The 19,962-nt window shown below is 44.3% G+C and carries 18 protein-coding genes; 17 read left to right on the top strand and 1 reads right to left on the bottom strand.

The window, feature by feature from the left end:
• Window positions 1–216 precede the first annotated feature (216 nt).
• The 10 genes from M917_RS08250 to M917_RS08200 all read left to right on the top strand — a co-directional run bounded on the left by M917_RS08250 (window position 217) and on the right by M917_RS08200 (window position 11,977).
• The gene (locus tag M917_RS08250) at window positions 217–1,014 is read left to right on the top strand and encodes an ABC transporter ATP-binding protein (RefSeq protein ID WP_021814348.1); all 798 of its coding nucleotides are present in this window, start codon (window positions 217–219) and stop codon (window positions 1,012–1,014) included.
• Between the two features lie 399 nt (window positions 1,015–1,413).
• Window positions 1,414–2,211: a transporter substrate-binding domain-containing protein gene (locus M917_RS08245; RefSeq protein WP_021814347.1), complete on the top strand. Its 798-nt coding sequence runs from the start codon at window positions 1,414–1,416 to the stop codon at window positions 2,209–2,211.
• A gap of 50 nt (window positions 2,212–2,261) precedes the next feature.
• Entirely contained in the window at window positions 2,262–3,221 is a 960-nt protein-coding gene (locus M917_RS08240; RefSeq protein WP_021814346.1) for a transporter substrate-binding domain-containing protein, read from the top strand.
• Between the two features lie 233 nt (window positions 3,222–3,454).
• The gene (locus M917_RS08235; RefSeq protein ID WP_200861752.1) at window positions 3,455–4,282 is read left to right on the top strand and encodes a transporter substrate-binding domain-containing protein; all 828 of its coding nucleotides are present in this window, start codon (window positions 3,455–3,457) and stop codon (window positions 4,280–4,282) included.
• A gap of 470 nt (window positions 4,283–4,752) precedes the next feature.
• A complete protein-coding gene (locus M917_RS08225) occupies window positions 4,753–5,487 on the top strand; it encodes an ABC transporter permease (protein ID WP_021814344.1) in 735 nt (244 codons plus the stop codon).
• A 12-nt stretch (window positions 5,488–5,499) separates the two neighbouring features.
• Window positions 5,500–6,225, top strand: coding sequence for an ABC transporter permease (locus M917_RS08220; protein WP_021814343.1), 726 nt, complete (start codon window positions 5,500–5,502; stop codon window positions 6,223–6,225).
• A gap of 95 nt (window positions 6,226–6,320) precedes the next feature.
• Window positions 6,321–7,037 (top strand): fumarylacetoacetate hydrolase family protein, encoded by a 717-nt coding sequence (locus tag M917_RS08215; protein WP_021814342.1) that lies wholly within the window; start codon window positions 6,321–6,323, stop codon window positions 7,035–7,037.
• Between the two features lie 257 nt (window positions 7,038–7,294).
• A complete protein-coding gene (locus tag M917_RS08210) occupies window positions 7,295–9,517 on the top strand; it encodes a PhoX family protein (RefSeq protein ID WP_021814341.1) in 2,223 nt (740 codons plus the stop codon).
• A 272-nt stretch (window positions 9,518–9,789) separates the two neighbouring features.
• Window positions 9,790–11,268, top strand: a complete 1,479-nt coding sequence (locus M917_RS08205) for an alpha/beta fold hydrolase (protein WP_021814340.1) — start codon at window positions 9,790–9,792, stop codon at window positions 11,266–11,268.
• Between the two features lie 76 nt (window positions 11,269–11,344).
• The gene (locus M917_RS08200; protein WP_021814339.1) at window positions 11,345–11,977 is read left to right on the top strand and encodes a hypothetical protein; all 633 of its coding nucleotides are present in this window, start codon (window positions 11,345–11,347) and stop codon (window positions 11,975–11,977) included.
• 107 nt (window positions 11,978–12,084) lie between these two features.
• On the opposite strand, the gene hslO is transcribed toward M917_RS08200, so the two are convergent.
• On the bottom strand, window positions 12,085–13,065 hold the full coding sequence (gene hslO, locus M917_RS08195) for an Hsp33 family molecular chaperone HslO (protein WP_021814338.1): 981 nt from the start codon (window positions 13,063–13,065) through the stop codon (window positions 12,085–12,087).
• A 389-nt stretch (window positions 13,066–13,454) separates the two neighbouring features.
• On the opposite strand from hslO, the gene M917_RS08190 reads away from it, so the two are divergent.
• From M917_RS08190 to M917_RS08160, 7 genes are all read left to right on the top strand, one after another.
• Window positions 13,455–14,438: a glutamate/aspartate ABC transporter substrate-binding protein gene (locus M917_RS08190; RefSeq protein ID WP_021814337.1), complete on the top strand. Its 984-nt coding sequence runs from the start codon at window positions 13,455–13,457 to the stop codon at window positions 14,436–14,438.
• 94 nt (window positions 14,439–14,532) lie between these two features.
• Window positions 14,533–15,279 (top strand): amino acid ABC transporter permease, encoded by a 747-nt coding sequence (locus M917_RS08185; RefSeq protein ID WP_021814336.1) that lies wholly within the window; start codon window positions 14,533–14,535, stop codon window positions 15,277–15,279.
• On the top strand, window positions 15,276–15,947 hold the full coding sequence (locus M917_RS08180; RefSeq protein WP_021814335.1) for an ABC transporter permease subunit: 672 nt from the start codon (window positions 15,276–15,278) through the stop codon (window positions 15,945–15,947). Before M917_RS08185 ends, M917_RS08180 begins: the two co-directional genes overlap by 4 nt.
• Window positions 15,948–16,101: 154 nt before the next feature.
• Window positions 16,102–16,821, top strand: coding sequence for an amino acid ABC transporter ATP-binding protein (locus M917_RS08175; protein WP_040642394.1), 720 nt, complete (start codon window positions 16,102–16,104; stop codon window positions 16,819–16,821).
• 196 nt (window positions 16,822–17,017) lie between these two features.
• The gene (locus M917_RS08170) at window positions 17,018–17,656 is read left to right on the top strand and encodes an FMN-binding negative transcriptional regulator (protein ID WP_021814333.1); all 639 of its coding nucleotides are present in this window, start codon (window positions 17,018–17,020) and stop codon (window positions 17,654–17,656) included.
• 57 nt (window positions 17,657–17,713) lie between these two features.
• The gene (locus tag M917_RS08165) at window positions 17,714–18,313 is read left to right on the top strand and encodes a DJ-1/PfpI family protein (protein WP_021814332.1); all 600 of its coding nucleotides are present in this window, start codon (window positions 17,714–17,716) and stop codon (window positions 18,311–18,313) included.
• Between the two features lie 148 nt (window positions 18,314–18,461).
• Window positions 18,462–19,721 carry an FAD-dependent oxidoreductase gene (locus M917_RS08160; protein WP_021814331.1) on the top strand — a complete coding sequence of 420 codons (1,260 nt, stop codon included), beginning with the start codon at window positions 18,462–18,464 and terminating at the stop codon, window positions 19,719–19,721.
• Window positions 19,722–19,962 lie beyond the last annotated feature (241 nt).

Here is a 19,962-nt window from a genome sequence, read left to right as displayed (position 1 = left end):
TGTCAGTTACATACAGATGCTTAGCCAACTTGGTGACCCGCCTAGTCTATACAAGATTTGCCTTTTTACTGCGTAATAAGAGACAATATGACATTTTTCTCTTTGTCTTATGAACCATAGCGATAACACAACCATGCTATGGTTGATGCCAATAGTATATATATGGCTATTTTTTACTCACATTTTCACTCATATTTATTGGAAGTCTGTTAAACCATGCTTGATATCGCAAAAAATCCGACTCGGCCTATCGCCTTAGATTTACAAGACATCCATAAAAGCTACGGCTCATTGGCAGTGCTAAAAGGGGTGTCTCTCACCGCTTACGATGGCGATGTGATCTCTATCTTGGGTTCATCTGGCTCAGGCAAATCCACCTTGCTACGCTGTATTAATCTGCTTGAACAGCCAAATCAAGGCCGTATCATTATTGGTAACGATGAGCTGATATTAAAACCTGCTAAGTCAGGTGAGCTACAAGCGGCAGATATCAAGCAATTAGAAAGTCTGCGTGCTCGCGTGGGTTTCGTTTTTCAGAACTTTAACTTATGGCCGCATAAGACAATTCTGCAAAACATCATCGAAGGGCCAACGCAAGTTTTAAAAATCAAAAAAGCCCAAGCCATTAGCGATGCTGAAAAACTGCTCGATAAAGTGGGTCTGCTCGATAAGAAAGATGCTTATCCAGCGAACTTGTCTGGCGGTCAACGTCAACGTGTGGCCATCGCCCGTGCGCTTGCTATGCAGCCGCAGGTACTATTGTTTGATGAGCCAACCTCAGCTCTTGACCCTGAGCTGGTCAATGAAGTACTCGCAGTCATGCGTGAGCTGGCAGAAGAAGGCCGTACCATGCTGATCGTCACCCATGAGATGCGCTTTGCCCGAGAAGTATCCAGCAAAGTGGTGTTTTTACATCAAGGTGTGATCGAGGAGATTGGTACGCCTGAGCAAGTATTTGATAACCCCACCTCTGAGCGTGTCAAAGACTTTATGGCGTCGCATCGTCAAGCCTAGAGCGTAGCCTCAATTCAATCCTTGGTGATTACTTAAAAGTAATCATTATGCAGTTCCTAGTCGCTACTCAAAAATAATCACTATTTAAAAATAGTCATTATGCAAAAATCTAGGATGGTGACGTTTTTGCCATCCTAAGCCTGCCATTCCAAAATCATCTAAAAATGAAAACCACCACGCAGTAATTACAGCTGACGTTTTATTACCGTTTAATGACAGTTGGTATGTAAAATGTTTGTTTTTGATATTTTACTCAGGTATTATCAGGATGCTTACAGGTGGCCGATGATGATGGCTGCTGGTATATCCTACTACCTATCTTACTTGTCTGGCAGGAACGTCAGAGAACAACATATCAGAACCCTACATTAAAACCCATCAGAATTTAAGGAATGTACGATGTCGAATTCTCGCCTATTGTGGTCATCAATGACCATTGCCGCCGCGTTGATGCTAAGTGCTTGCAGTCAACCTGCTAATGACGCCACCGATACCAATGCGGATGCATCGGCAGCAGAGACGTCTGGCAAGACCATTCGTATCGCGACCGAAGGCGCTTACCCTCCTTTTAACTATACCAATGCTGATGGCAGTTTGGCAGGCTACGATATCGATGTTGCCAATGCCTTATGTAAACAGATGCAAGCCAAATGTGAAATAGTCGCTCAAGATTGGGACGGCATTATTCCCGGTCTATTGGCACAAAAATATGATGCGGTTGTGGCAGGTATGTCGATCACTCCTGAACGTCAAGAAAAGGTTGACTTTACCGAGCCTTACTTCTCTAACACGATGGTGTGGCTGACCGATACAAATGGCAAATTTGATCCTATGGCGATTCAAGGCTTGACACTAGGTGGCCAACGCTCAACCACGCCTGGCGCTTATCTACAAGATAATTACGAAGGCAAAAACGGTAATACCGTGCAGTTGTATGACAATTATGACAATGCGTATTTGGATCTAAAATCTGGTCGTAGCGATGCGGTATTGGCTGAAAAAGTTTCTGCCAAATCATGGTTAGCAGACAACCCTGAAGGCTTTGGTATCGTTGGTGACGAAATTGACAATGACGATAATATTGCCATTGCTGTTCGTAAGGGTGACGCACTTAGAGACGATTTTAATAAGGCACTGAGCGAAATCCGTAGTAATGGTGAGCTGGCACGTCTTGAACAAGCGAACTTTGGTCAATAAATTTCTATTGGTTCATCATCTTCTGATTGCAACATGAGGGAATAGCAAACATGACAATATCTATGGCATCATCACACAAAACCAAAATGCTAAAAACCAAGACACTTTGGCTTGCGCCATTAAGTGCCGCTATGCTTATGCTGGCTGGTTGTAACAATAGCTCAACGCCAGAAGATGGTGCTACAGCTGATACCGCAACCGATGCGCCGATGAGCATAAAAATAGCCACCGAATCAAGCTACAAACCATTTAGCTATACCGACGCTGATGGCAAATTGATTGGCTACGAAATTGAGCTGGTCGATGCTTTATGTGCGCAAATGCAGGCGGAGTGTGAAGTCATTTCACAAGATTGGGATGGTCTGATTCCAGGACTAAACGCGCAAAAATTTGATGCGATTATCGCTGGCATGTCGATCACGCCTGAGCGCAAAGAAGTGGTTGAATTCACAGATCCGTACTTTCACAGCGGTATCATTTTAATTGGTAAAAAAGGCGACGACATCAGTGTGGCAGATTTAGAAGGCCAACCCATTGCGTCACAGCGCTCAACGGTCTCCTCACAATACTTGCAAGATGAGCATGCCAACGCAGATATCAAGCTCTATGACACCCAAGACAATGCCTATTTGGATCTAACGTCAGGCCGTGTACGAGCGATGATGTCTGACAAAGTCACTGGTATCGATTGGTTAAAAACGGATGCTGGTAAAGACTATGAAGTGAAAGGACAAGAAATCAGCACTGACGAAGATGCGATGGGTATTGCGTTTCGTAAAGGAGATCCACTGGTCGCCAAGTTCAACAAAGCCTTGGCTGAGCTAAAAGATAATGGTACTTATGACCAAATCACTGGCAGCTATTTTGGCACCAGCTCAACGGCTGCCGCTCAAAAAGCAGTGGCAACCACTGACGTAAAAGAAGTCATGGTGGTTGAAGGTGATGCCGCCAACAGCGATGCCAATGCCATCATCGCCACAGAAGAGCAAGCGGAAGCCGCCACTAACTGATATGTCAGCTCATCGCTATAAATGCTAGGATTAACGGCTATGGGTATTTACCTATAGCTGTTAATTAAAGTAACAAGGTTAATCCAAGCAACCAAGTTAACCAAAGCGATGAGCCTTATTTTCACATGTAAATACCAAGGACGATCATGAACAAACCTTTTGACCAATACCGTGCAATCGCCAATAACTCAGTCAGCAATGAGGCAAAGGTGCGACGTTTTTCAGTACCTGTAATGGCGATGTCGATGCTTTTGGCTTTGGTAGGTTGTAGTAATGGTCAAAATGAGACTAATGTTGCGGCCACTCAAGATGAGGTAGCGACGGGCGAGGTGTTACGTATTGCTACTGAAGGCGCGTATGCACCCTTTAATTATACCAATGCTGATGGCACCCTTGGCGGTTTTGATGTGGAGATTGCCAACGCACTCTGTGCCGATATGAAAGTGACTTGTGACATTAGCGCACAAGATTGGGACGGTATCATTCCGGGTTTAAAAGCGGGTAAATATGACGCGATTGTAGCGGCCATGTCCGTGACTCCCGAGCGTGAGCAACAGGTTAGCTTTACGGAGCCTTATTTTAGCAATACGTTGGTGTTTTTGGCCAAAAAAGACAGCGATTTTGATCCCAGCAATAGCAGCGATATCAATTCGAACTCTATTGCTGCCCAGCGTTCGACCATCTCTTCGCAGTGGCTTGAGACGGCGTATCCCAAAGCTGATATGAAGCTTTATGATACGTTGAGCAATGCGTTCTTGGATTTGAGTTCAGAGCGTGTTGATGCGATGGTCTCTGACAAACTGCCTGCACTAGAATGGCTTGGTACGACATCGGGCAGTGATTACGCGCTCAAAGGCGAAGAGGTTGATATCAATGATAATTTTGCCATCGCCGTGCGTCCAGGTGATGCGTTGCAAGCGAAAATTAATCAGTCGTTAGCTAATATCAAAGCCAATGGCATTTATGATGACATCAATCAAAAGTATTTTGCGGTTCCAGCGAGCAGCGCAACGGCAGATACCAGTACTGATGCTAAGATACCTGAAACACCCACCAAGTAAACGTGAAAATTCTCAAATTTCAACCAGTGACTCTTTAAATCTCAACTAGGAGAACACTGGTGCTTATGTTAGTTCAATGAAAGGGATATTGCTTCAATAGCGATATCCTTTTTTGTTCTTTTATAAAAATGGTTGGAATATAAAAATCGCCGGAAAGACCAATATTGACCGCTTGGTTCGTGTCAATTTGGCTGATTTAATGTACTTTTGAGAAGATAAGTGTCTATTTAGGCACAGCTTTTACATGTGAGTATTAACATAGCGCGCAGCGATTATGATAAAATCAGCGCTCATTTCTACTGTGTCAATTTTCGCAGTGATAATCGTATCTACTTTGCCTCTATCTATGACGCCAAGAATCCCTGTCTATTTGGTATAAAATACGATTATCAGCAGCGCTCAGCATTGATGCTGATTCTTTTAACTCATATTTTGCAAATTGCTAATATAAAGAGACTGAGTGGATAATTGTGTTTGACTTACAAGGATTTGGCGCGCTACTACTGAGCGGCGCTAGCGTTACCATCAAGCTTACCATAACCAGCTTAGTCATCGGCATGGCTTTGGGGCTGCTCGGTGCCACAGCTAAGCTGTCTAATATCTGGCTGCTGCGTAAGATTGCGACTGTGTATACAGCGACAATGCGTGGTATTCCAGAGTTGTTATTGGTACTGTTTATCTATTATGGCGGCTCTATGCTGCTAATGACGATTCTCAAAAAATTCGGCTATAACGAATATGTTGAGATCAGTGCCTTTTGGGGCGGCGTGATGGCGTTGTCTATTGCGTTTGGTGCTTATGCAACCGAAATCTTTCGCATGTCTATTCAAGAGATTCCGATAGGACAGCGAGAGGCGTCGCAAGCGATAGGTATGCGTCCTTTGCAGACGTTTTATCGTGTCACCTTACCACAGGTTTGGCAAATCGCCTTACCCGGATTGGGCAATTTATTTTTGGTTTTACTCAAAGATACTGCTTTAGTCTCGGTGGTTGGTCTCAAAGACATTATGTACCAGTCATCGCGTGCGGCACAATCCACGCAGCAGCCATTTACCTTTTATATGGCAGCGGCGATTATTTATTTGGGTCTGACCATGTTGATTACCGGCTTTATGATGTGGCTTGAATGGCGCGCCAATCCAGCGGCACGTTATGCCAAAAAGCTGAGCCGTCAAACAACCCACCGTCAATCGACCATAGGATAGAGGAGAGATACTATGGATTGGAATTGGCAGGTTATTTTTGATAATATTCCTGAACTACTAAATGGGGCAGTTTTGACCGTTCAATTGGTCGTTATTTCAGGCATTATCGGGCTGTTCTTTGGTTTGGTTTTAGCGCAATTGCGTTTGTCAAAAAACTGGTTGGTACAGATATTACCCTTCTCTTATATCTTCTTTTTTCGTGGCACACCGCTACTGGTACAGATATTTTTGATTTATTATGGTCTTGGACAATTTGAGGCCGTACGCGACTCGTTCTTGTGGGAGCCCGTACTCAGCCAAGCGTATTGGTGTGCCATTATTGCCTTTACCATGAATACCAGTGCTTATTTGGCAGAAATTATTCGCGGCGCGATTCAAACCATTCCAGTGGGCGAGCTGGAAGCCGCAGACGCGATTGGTATGTCTAAGTGGCAGAAGCTGACGCGCATCACTTTGCCTCGTGCCTTTGGTATCGTTATTCCAGCGTATAGTAATGAAGTCATCTTTATGCTAAAAGGCAGTGCGCTGGCGTCAACCATTGCGTTGATGGACATCACGGGTGTCGCTCGTACGATTAGTGCGCGTACTTATACCTTGATGGAGCTGTTTTTTGCTGCTGGTATCATTTATCTGTTATTGTCATGGGTGATTTTATTTAGCTTTAGATTGTTTGAAAACAGAATGAATCGCCATGCCAGTTATGTACCACCTGATGTAGTGACCAATACTATTCCGTAGTTATTTATCAAGAAAACAGGGTTAGAAAATTAGTTTGAGGTAGCGCGGTCCATCTACCTTAATAAAATATCAATAATTTACTGTGAGCGCCTAGTATGAGCCAATCACCACATGTGTCTTTAGTCAATGCGATTGCTGCCAGCGTCAATGATGATGCGAGTATCGCCAATTTTGATGATAGTGTAAGAGCTTCCATCGGCAAGGTAGTCTGCGTTGGCCGTAATTATGCTGAGCACGCTCGCGAATTGGGAAATGAAATTCCCAAATCACCCATCTTATTTATGAAGCCTGCCTCGTCAGTGGTCAGTGTGCGTAATGATATCGTCCGTCCCAATCCAGTGGTGTATGGGGATACCCATTATGAAGCGGAGCTATGTATTCAGCTGGCAGCGGATCTCTCGGCAGCTACTGCTGAGCAAGCAAAGCTGGCAATTGGTAGCGTGACGGTGGGACTTGATTTGACCTTACGTGACTTGCAAAGCAAGCTCAAAGAAAAAGGCTATCCGTGGGAGCGTGCTAAATGTTTTGATGGCGCGTGTGTGCTGGCTGATTGGCTTGAGCCACAAGCGTTTGGTGATTTTAGTCAAGTGCAGTATCAACTCACTATCAATGATGAGCTGCGACAAGATGGCGATAGCGCCTTGATGCTATTTTCGGTTTATGAGCTACTGGCCGAAATTAGCCATGCTTTTAGTTTGCAAGCAGGTGATGTCATTATGACTGGTACACCAAGTGGCGTTGGTATTTTGCAAGCAGATGATAAGCTGACATTAAAGCTGGGTGAGCATGAGTGGCAGGTACAGGTTCGATAAGTTTCTAGCTCGGCAATACTGTATGGTTCCAAACAAATCTGATCAAAAATCCCAAATGCCTTCAATGAGCGCTTGGGATTTTTTTATGTCAGATTATTTCTCATCATAATACTTTTCGTTAGCATAACTTCAGAATGTCAACGTACTGTCACAAACTGGCATTAGACTTAGGCATAGTTCGTACACTGGCGGTTAAAGTTATAGAGCCGCAACCAAACCTTTTATGCCAATCCAGCCCAACAGCAAGGTGACTGATAATGACATCATTAAATGACAAGCTAGAGCACGCCCACGAAATCGTTGAAGATTCAAACCCTACCAATAATATCGACTTTCAGACCATTATTAGTCGTCGTTTAAACCGCCGTAGCATCTTGAAAGGTGGCACAGGATTGACGGCTGCAGCGTTCTTTGGGGCGCTACCTTTGGTTGGCTGTAGTGACGATGATGATAACAGTAGTAGCCCTATCGTAGAGAATGGCAATGATGCCGCTATCCCTGCACAAGGTGATTTAACACGTCCTGAAACCTTGAATTTTACGGCAGTAGCGCACTCAACTGCCGATACGATGACTGTAGCAGAAGGCTACAAAGCGGAAATCATATTACCGCTTGGCACGCCACTCATCTCTGGTATTGAAGATTGGAAAGACAACCGCGAGCAATCAGCAGAGTCATTTGAATGGCGCATGGGCGACAATCATGATGGTATGTGGTTCTTTGGCAAAAAAGGCAACGCATATGATGCCAAAGCCTCAGAAAGCGGTCTGCTGGTCATGAATCATGAATATGTGAACAGTGAAGAGTTAAGCCCGTTTGGCTATCATGTCATTGAAGACGCTGATGCCGCTCCGCTATTTCAAAGCCGTCGTCTTGCCAGCGATGTGCGCCGTGAAGTCAACTGTCACGGTGTGGCAGTGGTTGAGATGAAGCGCCGAGCAGATGGCAAAGGCTATGAGATGGTACCAAATTCAAAATACAATCGCCGTGTCACCAGCAGTACGACCGCGCAATTGACTGGTCCTGTAGCAGGCTCTGATTTGGTGAAGACCAAATTTGATCCAACAGGTCACCAGACTCGCGGCATCAACAATAACTGCGGCGCAGGATTGTCACCTTGGGGCACATATCTGACCACAGAAGAAAACTTTTTAGGGGTATTTGCCCGTGGGCAAGATGCCAGCCAGTTAAGCGCTGGGCAAAACTACGGTCGGGTGCGTTACGGAGCGAAAGAAAACACCCCAGGCTCAAGATATTTATGGCATACCCCTGATGCCAAAGATGCCATCATAGCAGACGAGTTTTCACGCTGGGATATGACCGCTGTTGGTGCAAATGCCACTGAAGATTACCGTAATGGTTTTAATACTTTTGGTTATATCACAGAGATTGACCCTTTTGATCAAAACTCTATCTCACAAAAGCGCACAGCGTTGGGACGTTTTGCCCATGAAAACTGTGCCTATGCGCCAGTTGAGCAAGGCAAACCTGTGGTCTTTTATATGGGCGATGATGCTCGCGGCGAATATATCTATAAGTTTGTCTCCAAGGCTGTATGGTCAAACAGTGATATTGGCGGCGGTCTAAAAGCAGGCGATAAGTATTTGGATGAAGGCACGCTATATGTTGCCATCTTCAATGAAGATGGTAGTGGCGAATGGAAAGCAATGGTTCATGGCCAAAATGGCTTGGATGCTTCTAATAGCGTTTTGCCTTTCAATGGACAAGATGAAGTATTGGTCTTTGCCCGTGCAGCTGGTGATAAGGTTGGTGCTACCAAGATGGATCGTCCTGAATGGATCTCAGTTAGTCCGATGACAGGCGAGGTGTATATCACTTTGACCAACAATACCAATCGCGGTGTCAGAGATGACCAACCACTTTCTGCTTCTAACCCACGAAGCTATACAGTGAATGGTAAGCGAAGCGGCAATGAAAATGGCCATATCATTCGCTGGGCAGAAAAAGGCGGTGATCATGCAGCGACAAGCTTTGAATGGGATGTCTATCTGTTTGCCGCGCCTCATGATCTGGCAGTAGAAAATTTGTCGCAATTAAGTGACAGTAATGATTTGTCCTCTCCTGATGGTCTGTACTTTGATCCGCGCGGTGTGCTGTGGATACAGACGGATGACGGCGCTTATACCGATACCACTAGCTGCATGTTACTGGCTGCACTACCCGGTAAAGTGAGTGATGGTACAACCGTGACTACCTCAGCAGGACAACAAACGCGAGTGGGTATGCCTGCCAGTAACGACAATATCAAGCGTTTCTTTGTCGGTCCTAAAGGCTGCGAAGTGACGGGTATTGTCTTGACACCTGACTTTAAAACCCTCTTTATTAATATTCAACATCCAGACAATTGGGGTGCGGTTGCTGGAGGCAGTATACCTCGCTCAGCGACGGTAATGATTACCAAAGAAGATGGCGGTGTTATATTGGCAGAATCATTTGATACTGAAAGTAGTGCCACATAGAGAATTGATAAGCACTTAATTGCCGATTAGTTAAACAGTTAACCAATAAAAATCCCAAGTGACCGCTTGGGATTTTTTTGATGGTTTTTATGACAGTAAAAAACCACTTTATATTAAAAAATAGACTGCCAAACGCTTTGGTAATCAACCTACATTTAAGTCAAATCATTCTCTTTTATTTACCGAGCTTAAAGGATAGTATATAAAATTATCCTTTTTGATGAATGTGCCAGTGTAATGTGCCTATCTAATGTACCAATGTGATGAATACTATGAGCCGTTCAAACTTATTTTATAACGATAGTGTCAGTGATGACATTGCTAACCATAACACCAATAATCAGCATGAGCTGGCGGCGCATTTTGCCTCAGATAATACCGTGCCATTACACAGTGATTTGTACGAGCAGATAGATCAGCTCGAAGCCATCGATGTGGATGATCTGGTCAAACTGCTGGCAGATGATGGTAATGAAACAGCGCTGACACCTGTTTCTATGACTGACTTCTTTGAAGGGTTGGCACAACTGGCGACCATGGGCGTGGTTGAGGTCACTGACATTGTAGAAGCCATTCACCGCGAAGTGATTTTACGGCCTTTGGGTCGTTTTAATGAGCGCCATCTGCTTAACTGGCCGCGCGGTATCACTGCGCGTATCTATGGCACGATACGTCATGTGATGCTGACGGTAGGCAAAAACTTAGCATCTGTGCTGCGATTGTATAAAAACACCCTCAATCAAAAAACCACTCAGCCACTGCCCGACACATTAAAAAAGCTGGTGAATGTGTTGAATGGTGTCATGGGTGACCATCTGGTTAACCATCAAAATGCGCTGGCTATTCCGATGGTGCTATACGATATAAAGGGCAATTTGCAATGCCAAGCACTGTCAGGGCGTATTGTCATTCTATGTCATGGGCTGTGTATGAGTCATTTAAGTTGGCAGTCGCAAGAACACAAAGGGCTGGGCGATGCCATCAGCCAAAGTCAACCAGATACGACAGTTTTATACCTTGATTATAATACGGGTCGGCGTATCTCGCGTAGTGGTCGTGACTTCTCTCAACTGCTGCAAGACTTGGTCGATAGTCACCCTGACATCAGCCAAATAGACTTGGTCGGTCATAGTATGGGCGGTTTGGTCTCTCGTAGTGCACTGTTTTATGCAGAGCAAGAGCATCTAGACTGGATCATGCGCGTGGGTAATTTGATCACGTTGGGTGCGCCGCATCATGGTGCTGTGCTAGAACGTATTGGCAATCATGTACAAGATGTTATTGCCAAATTGCCGTTTGCAGGTTCGCTGGCTAAGCTTGGTGACATGCGTAGTGCGGGTATTATTGATTTGCGTCATGGCAGTATTCGTGATGCTGATTGGAGTGCGTTAGAGGGTCGTAGCGTGCTACCACAAGACTTTCGGCATCCTGCGGGTCTGCCAAGTGGTATCAAAACCTATTTTGTCGCTAGTGCCTTAATTGAGACACATTATGAGTCTAAAATGACCAGCTTCTTGGGTGATGGTCTGGTATCAGTCGCATCGGCGCTGGGCGAGGACGATGAGGAACATGCGTTGTTTGTACCAGATGGTCACAAAGCAGTGTTTTATGGTGTCAGTCATGTGAACCTAATCCACAGTAGAAGGGTGCGTGAGCAAGTGGTTGAATGGTTGTTAGACAATGGACAAAGCGATTATGCGGACAAACTGCGGATATATTCTTATCCAAAAAGCTTGGCATTGGCGTTATAAAAAACGAATATTCTCATTTTCGTTATATAAAATCGTATGAGAATTTCTATTATTTCTACTTTTTAAGAAATTTATAATGAAAAAAATATCATTATGCTTAGTCAGTTTTCTCTTACTAACTGGCTGCGCAAAGCCAAATATACATGACTCTAATGCTCAAATTAAAGTAGATGTAGATGGTGACAAATACGTTATTCCATTGAACCATATTGTTAGGCCCGACACAGGGAGTTACGAAAGTTTCGAGACGGATATGGGACTCGGTTATTTCTTTTGGCCAAATGGTCGAGGGCTAAACAACAATGACAAAGACCCAAACGTTTTGGAACATGAAGACGATATCATTAGATTTAACTGGACAGCGATAGGTTCAGGAATTATAGGCAATGATATGCCTACGAGAGTTGAGATTATAAAGGAGTCGAATCATAGAGATATTACTCAGGATAAATTCAATTTAGAAGCCTATGTCGATAATAATGATGATTCAATTTTGTCTTATATAGGACATGTCTATCCAGATTCGCCTACTACTTTTCGATGTTGGATAGCGGAAAATGAAGATCAGAACAGTCTTTGCCAAATGGAGTACCTGCATCCTGTTTACAATAATAATATCCTGATCCATTTTGACGCAAAAAATCTTTCAAATTGGCAGGCAATCAATGAAATGGCCATTGATTACATGGAACAATGGCATCAAGACTGAAGATGGTTCAACTTCAAAGTAGTGATGCGTGTTTTAAAATTATAAAAAAACCCCTAAGCATCACACTTAGGGGTTTTGAAATATACGTCTAAATCTTTTGTAAAAAACTACTCAGCAAATATCGCTGCCACATCGTCTTTATTAAATTTATACATTTCACCGCAAAATCCGCAATCCATCTCAAACGTTCCGCCTTGCTCTTCGACGATCTCTAAAGCTTCAGCTTCGCCAATTTGCTCGATTGCCATCTCACATTTCTCACGTGAGCAGGTGCAACCAAATGATAACGACACAGGATCGGGCGCAACCACGTTTTCTTCATGATACAAACGATACAGAATTTCGTTGGCATCGAGCGTGGTCAACTCCTCTGCTTTGACGGTGCGTGTCAAAACGCTCAAGCGCGTCCATAAGTCATCATCGATACCAGCATCTTGGTTTTGCTCGACCTCATAAGTTTCCTCAGCCGTACGAGGCAGCATTTGTACCAATATACCACCTGCCTGCAAGCCGTCGGAGGCCAAATTAATCAGCGTTGGAATCTGTGCCGATTGTTTTTGGTAATGTGCCAAGCAATCCGCCAGATTATCATGGCTGCGCTCAACGATACCTTGATACGGCTCGCCGCCTTCAGGCTGAATATTGATAAACAACACGCCTTGTCCCGTCGCACCCAGCTCCGCAAATGCCTCTTTGGCATGGGTCATATTGTCCCACGCCTGCACTTGCTCGTCAGTTTCGCCTTTCCAGCTGGCAAGAGCACGAATAATGCCATCTTGGTCACACTCTGCCATCGCCCAATTGAGCAAACTGTCGCTGTCCGATGATTGCAGTTGAATGGACAGATGACCGTTGATTTTTACGGTCCCGATAAGCAAACTTGCCGCCGTCAGCATTTCGCCCAATAAGCGTTTAAGCGCTTCAGGATAAGGCTTTTGGGCAATCGTGCTCGCATAGCTGCGTGATAGGCGCACCACATCACCGCGCACGGGGGAGTCTTCAATAAAAAAACGTTGGCGTACGTCATTGTCATTATGATTGACAGTGTTTTGGCTGTCCGTATTGGGGACTTGGATATCTTGTGTCATAGGTCATTAGCAGTATTAAGAAGTTGTTAGCTTTATGGGGATTCCTCGTGATTTATCAATTGCCGCTAATAGATTGCTTAACATTTTAAAGGGGGTTATTGAGTAGAAATGCCAGTCTAAATCTGTTCAGTCAAGAGGGGTATCATCGGCGGTATTGCTCATAGTATTTCATCGTTATTTAGGTAAATAATCAGGAATCATCAAAATGTCAGTATCATTAAAAAAAAGTTTACCCACACCCGTAAATTTGTTGTACAGTAACATTAAGTTGCATTGTGATAAAAAACAGCAACAACCACATGGATGCGTGGCAATAAGGTCGATTGATAAGACCTGTGTGTCAAAGCACTCATTCAATCTTGTGATAATGTGATAAAAGGATGTATTTCATGAGCTATTTACTCTCCAAACCGTTGACTTTGGCTGCTTTTATGGCGATCGGCTTAGTTGGCTGTAACAACAGTAGCCAAACGCCGACTGATGCCGCAGCAACAGGCGATGCCACGACCACCGAAGCCGCCTCAAACGCCAATGGCACTCTCCAAAAAATCAAAGACTCTGGCACCATCGTCGTCGGTCACCGTGACTCCTCTATTCCCTTTTCTTATATTGCTGACGATCCCAATCAGCCAATCGGTTATGCGCACGATTTGGAAATGAAAGTGGTTGAAGCTGTGAAGCAAAAGCTAAATATGCCAGATCTTAAGATTCGTTATAACTTGGTGACCTCGCAAACGCGTATTCCGTTGGTACAAAACGGTACGGTCGATTTTGAGTGTGGCTCAACCACCAACAACGAAGAGCGTCAAAAGCAAGTGGCTTTCTCTAATGGCTTCTTTGAAATTGGTACACGTCTACTCACCAAGTCAGACTCGGGTATTCAAGACTTTGCTGATCTAAAAGGCAAAACCTTAGTCACCACAGCGGGAACGACTTCAGAGCGTTATATTCGTCAATTCAATGACGAAAATAAAATGGATATCAATATCATTTCAGCAAAAGACCATGGCGAAAGCTTCTTGATGTTAGAAAATGGCCGAGCTGATGCCTTTATGATGGATGACGTGCTGCTGGCGGGCGAAAAAGCCAAAGCAAAAAATCCTGATGAATGGGTTATTGTTGGTGAGCCGCAGTCATTTGAGATTTATGGTTGTATGATGCGTAAAGATGACCCAGAGTTCAAGGCAGTGGTAGATGAAGCACTAACCAATGTCTTTAGCTCAGGCGAGATCAATAGCATTTATGACAAATGGTTCTTGAACCCAATTCCACCAAAAAATGTCAATCTAAACTTTGAGATGTCTGACAACTTAAAAACCTTGATTGCCAATCCTCACGATAGTGCGCAGCCAAAAGCCGCGCCTGCACAGTAATAGTTGTCTTTCAACATCGTTTGCTTACGTATTCAGACTGACATAAACAGTGTCTGATGCGTAGGCTTTCCAATCGCTGCTCGGAGAGACAAGCATGAATTATAGCTGGAACTGGGGTGTGCTCTTTGAGCAGACTGGTATTGGTAACGAGCTTTATATCCATTGGATGATTACCGGTCTTGGCTGGCTGCTATTGATTGGCAGTATCGCATGGGTTATCGCCATGGTCGTGGGTACGATCTTTGGCATCATGCGCACCTTGCCCAATAAGACAGCACGTGCAATTGGTACGGCTTATGTGACGTTTTTTCGCAATATTCCACTGCTGGTTCAGCTGTTTTTTTGGTTTTATATTGCGCCAGGTTGGCTCACGCCTACCATACAAGAATGGTGGTATAAGGGCTTGTCACCAAATACCTCAGCCATGCTATCAGCGAGTATCGGTCTTGGCTTATTTACGGCGGCGCGTATCGTCGAGCAGGTAAGAACGGGTATCGAGTCGTTGCCCGATGGGCAGATCAATGCAGCTTATGCGCTCGGCTTTAGTATTCCGCAGGTCTATAAAGAAGTATTGCTGCCGCAGGCGTTTCGGATTATCTTGCCACCGCTGAGCTCTGAGCTGACCAACTGCTTCAAAAACGCTTCTGTCGCCTCATTAGTGGGAGTGATGGAGCTGATTAGCCAAACCAAAACCATTAGTGAATATACCCAAAACAGCATCGAGATTTATACCTATGCGACGATTGTCTATTTGGTTTTTAATCTGTCCTTGATTGCGATTATGGGTTTGATTGAGCGTAAATTGCGAGTGCCTGGGCTGATTGCAGGAGGTCAGAAATGAACATGATGACCGAATTGGCAACGGCCTATCCCGGCTTGATGGGCGGAATGATTACCACCTTAAAAGTGCTATTTTTGGCGATTATTGGGGGCATCAGTTTAGGAACGGTATTGGCATTAATGCGCCTATCTGGTATCAAAGCGCTCGAAATACCGGCGAAGTTATACGTCAATTACTTTCGTTCTGTGCCGCTACTATTGGTATTACTGTGGTTTTATTTTGCCGTACCAATGATCTATTTTTGGATAGCGGGTAAATATCTGCAACTTGATGCCGCTTTTGCCTCTTGTGTGGTTGCCTTTATGATGTTTGAAGCCGCTTACTTCTCAGAAGTTGTACGGGCGGGTATTCAGTCGATTGGTAGCGGGCAGGTCAATGCCGCAAAAGCCTTGGGCATGACTTATGGACAAACCATGCGTTTGGTCATTTTGCCACAAGCTTTTCGCAAAATGCTGCCGCTGATTTTGCAGCAATGTATTATTTTATTCCAAGACACGACATTGGTATTTGCCATTGGTTTGACGGATTTTTTCCGCGCCGCCTATGTCCGTGGGGAGTTGATGGGATTGCTGACGCCTTATATATTAGGTGCTGGTGCTGTTTATTTTATCATCAGTTTGAGCGCCTCCATTGGTGTTCAGCGGCTACAAAAACGTTTGAGGTTTTAGGGCGTGTTGACCTTATTTCACACCGATTATTAATGACAATTATCAAAAACAATGTGGTTAGGAGCCAGTAATGAGCAATGCTGATACGTATATAAATACTTTTGGTGGACTGGTCACCAATAATGGTCATGCGAGCGATGAGATAGTCATTCAAATGAGTGATGTCAGCAAATGGTATGGTGACTTTCAAGTGCTAAAGGACTGTACCGCCCATGTCCATAAAGGCGATGTGGTCGTTGTTTGTGGCCCATCGGGTAGTGGTAAGTCGACTTTAATCAAAACTGCCAACGGACTTGAGCCTTTTCAAAAAGGTCAGATTATGGTCAATGGTATCTCTGTTGGTGACCCAAAAACCAATTTACCCAAATTACGTAGCCGTGTCGGCATGGTATTCCAGCATTTTGAGCTGTTCCCGCATTTGACTATTATTGATAATTTGACCGTGGCCCAGATCAAAGTATTGGGACGCAAAGAATCTGAGGCTAAGCAAAAGGCAATGGCGTATTTAGATCGCGTTGGCCTAACGGTACAAGCGGCTAAATATCCAGCAGAGCTATCTGGTGGTCAGCAGCAGCGAGTAGCCATTGCTCGTGCACTGGCGATGGATCCAGTAGCGATGTTGTTTGATGAACCAACCTCGGCGCTTGATCCTGAGATGATTCAAGAGGTACTCGATGTCATGGTGGAGCTGACTCGTGATGGCATGACGATGATGTGTGTGACTCATGAAATGGGCTTTGCCAGTCAGGTGGCCAATCGGATCATCTTTATGGATGAAGGTAGTATCGTCGAAAACTGCAGTAAGGATGAGTTCTTTGAAGGGGCGAAAAGCGATCGCGCACAATTGTTCTTATCGAAAATTTTGAATCACTAAACACCTTAGTATTTACAATTATTTCTATCATTGTTTCCAGAGTGAAGACACGCCTTAGAACTTATTTTTCTTTCCACAGCTAGTTACTATATAAAGCGCCTTATTAAAGACAGTTATACGCTATCTATAATAGGGCGCTTCGTATGAAGTTCCTTTTTTATAGAAAATGCATTGGAAAAGTGACTTGGAGTATGTAATGTTTACACCAAAAGCCTTTAAAGAAGAAAGCTTTGAGACCATAAAAGCTTTTATTAAAGACCAACCTCAAGCGACTATCATTGCGCACACGAATACTGGCTTAGAGGCGTGTCACATTCCTATGTACTGGCAGGATGATGGTAGCCAGTTTGGCTGCTTATATGGGCACATTACTAAAGTAAATGCTTTAAACGATATTGATAATACGGATGCACCGTGGCTAGTAATTTTTCAAGATGCGGGACATTATATCAGTCCCAATTGGTATCCAAGTAAGGCTGTGACTCATAAAGAGGTGCCAACATGGAATTACCGTAGCGTACATATCACAGGTCACGTCACACTTCTAACTGAGCCTGAAACGCTGATTGAGATTCTCTCAGAACTGACTTCAGATTTTGAAGCGAATCAACCTATTCCATGGACACTCAATGACGCGCCAAAAAAGTATATTCAAGCACTTTGCCGAGCGATTGTCGGTATCCGCGTAGATATTACAGATGTCCAAGCGCAGTTTAAGCTGAGCCAAAATAAGACTGCTGATAATCAAGCTGGCGTAATAGCAGGGCTTAAACAGCTTAAAACCGCAAAAGCGGACAAGATGGCGAAGCTGGTTAAAAAGGCAAATGAGTATTAAATCTAATGATTAGGGCACAAGTGAGCTTTATTATATTTAATTAACTTAGGATCAATCATGACATCAATGCGAACGGTTGGCATACTACTATTCAACGAAGTTGAAGTATTAGACTTTGCAGGGCCTTTTGAGGTGTTTTCATTGGCTGAGAACGATACCAGTAACAAGCACTTCAACGTCATCACTATTGCCGAACATCAAGCGCCGATATCAGCTAGAAATGGCTTACAAGTTATACCTGATTATAGTTTTACTAATCACCCCAATATTGATGTTTTGGTTATTCCGGGTGGTTATGGTGCCGAAAAGGTTGAGATAAACAATCCAGTGGTAATTGATTGGATTATCCGTCAGGCAAAGGTGGCAGGGTTGATGCTGTCAGTTTGTACGGGCGCTTTGCTTTTGGCCGAGGCTGGGTTGCTTGCTGGCAAGTCGGCAACCACGCATTGGATGGATTTGGACAATCTAGCATCATACCCTGACATTGAAGTCATTTCTAACATCCGTTTTGTCGATGCCAGTGATGATACTTGTAATATCGTCACCTCAGCAGGAATAAGTGCGGGTATTCATGCCAGTTTATATTGTATTGAGAAGTTGATAGATAGCCAAACGATGCAAGCAACGGCACGACGTATGGAGTTCGAAATCGACTAGATGAGAATTGATTGACTATCGATTGAATTGAGGAAACGCCCTAGAAGTTCAATTTGGATACGTATGTGAGTGTTCATCTGTTTGCTGATACAATAGCGGTCATTATTCTTGATAATTAAAATAATTTCCCATTTCTATTGGAGCCAGTATGAGCGCAGAAAACCTATCAGTAACATCGGCAACCTTATCAAAAAAAGGTGTCGTTATCATTGGGGCAGGCTTGGCAGGCTGGCATGTCGTTGACGCCATTCGTGCGAAAGATGCAGAGATTCCCATTACCTTGGTCACATCTGATAATGGTGATCGCTATCACAAGCCAATGCTGACAATGGCGATCAGCCAAAACAAACGTGCATCAGATTTGGTGCGAGCGACTGGCAGTGATGCGGCAAAGACTGCGCAAGTGACCTTGCTTGCCAATACACAGGTCACGGATATTGATACAACCACTCAACAGTTACAACTCATCTCTGCTAACAGGCCAGATCCAGCCAACACGGATTATGCCACTATCAGTTATGGCAAGTTGGTACTGGCGATGGGCGCGCATCCTATTTTCCCCAAAAGCCTACCCGAGGATTTGGTTTGGCACGTCAATCATATTGAGCGTTTTGGACAACTTCAAGAAAAGCTAGCAACAGGCAGTCAGCATGTCGCCATCGTCGGAGCGGGCATGGTTGGGACTGAAATTGCCGAAGACTTGCTCAAAGCCGGTCATCAAGTGACATTGATTGACTTGAATGACGCGCCACTGTCGCAAATGCTACCGCCAAAAGCAACCGCTCGTATCGCCCAAGCCGTAAAATCACAAGGTATTAACTTCTTGGGTGGTTATCAGGTGTCTGACATCACTCGTATCAATGAGGATAATGATGCTGGCGATGATGAGGGTAAGCTGCAAGTTCGCTATGAGCCAGTGGCATCGATCACAGAAAATGCAGATGCTAAACACTCTGAGACCTTAATAGTGGATCATGTCATTGCCAGTACTGGACTGACCGTTGATGGTACATTACCTGCTGCTGCGGGTGTTGAGTTCAATCGCCATACTGGTATCGTGGTGGATGCGCCAACGTTACGTACCACGACAGACAATATTTATGCCATTGGTGACTGTATGTCGATCAATGGGGTTGCTTGTCGTTATGTCGCGCCGTTACGCGCTCAGGCGACGACCATTGCCGATGATGTCTTGGGTCACGAGCACGGCGGCTACGATCACAAGCCACCGATGATTCGCTTAAAGAACAAAGCCATCTCAGTGATGGCAACAGGCGTACCGCGAGCCGATGGTAATTGGCAAGTCACCAGTGAAAGCGATGACGAGCTGATTATGGAATTGCTTGATGACAAGGGTGACATCAGTGCCACAGTGACCATCAAAGCGCCAGCAATGCCCAAAGTGTAAATACTAAAAATTTGATTGCTGTCTATCCATTCTAGAATTGAAATGAGTGATACTGGGATAAATTTTTCGAAGCCTCTGTCGTGCAAAACACACAGCAAGCGATGAAAATTTATACTAGTAGAACGCGTTTTTGGTATTACTATCATATTTTGAATTGACCATAAACCATATTTTAATTAGGTGATTCACAATCGGTTTTAATATTAAGCCAGTCATACTAAACATAGTATGGTTGGCTTTT

The sequence above is a fragment of the Psychrobacter aquaticus CMS 56 genome (assembly GCF_000471625.1).
GTDB lineage: Bacteria > Pseudomonadota > Gammaproteobacteria > Pseudomonadales > Moraxellaceae > Psychrobacter > Psychrobacter aquaticus.
This window is presented reverse-complemented; position numbering and strand designations above follow the sequence as displayed.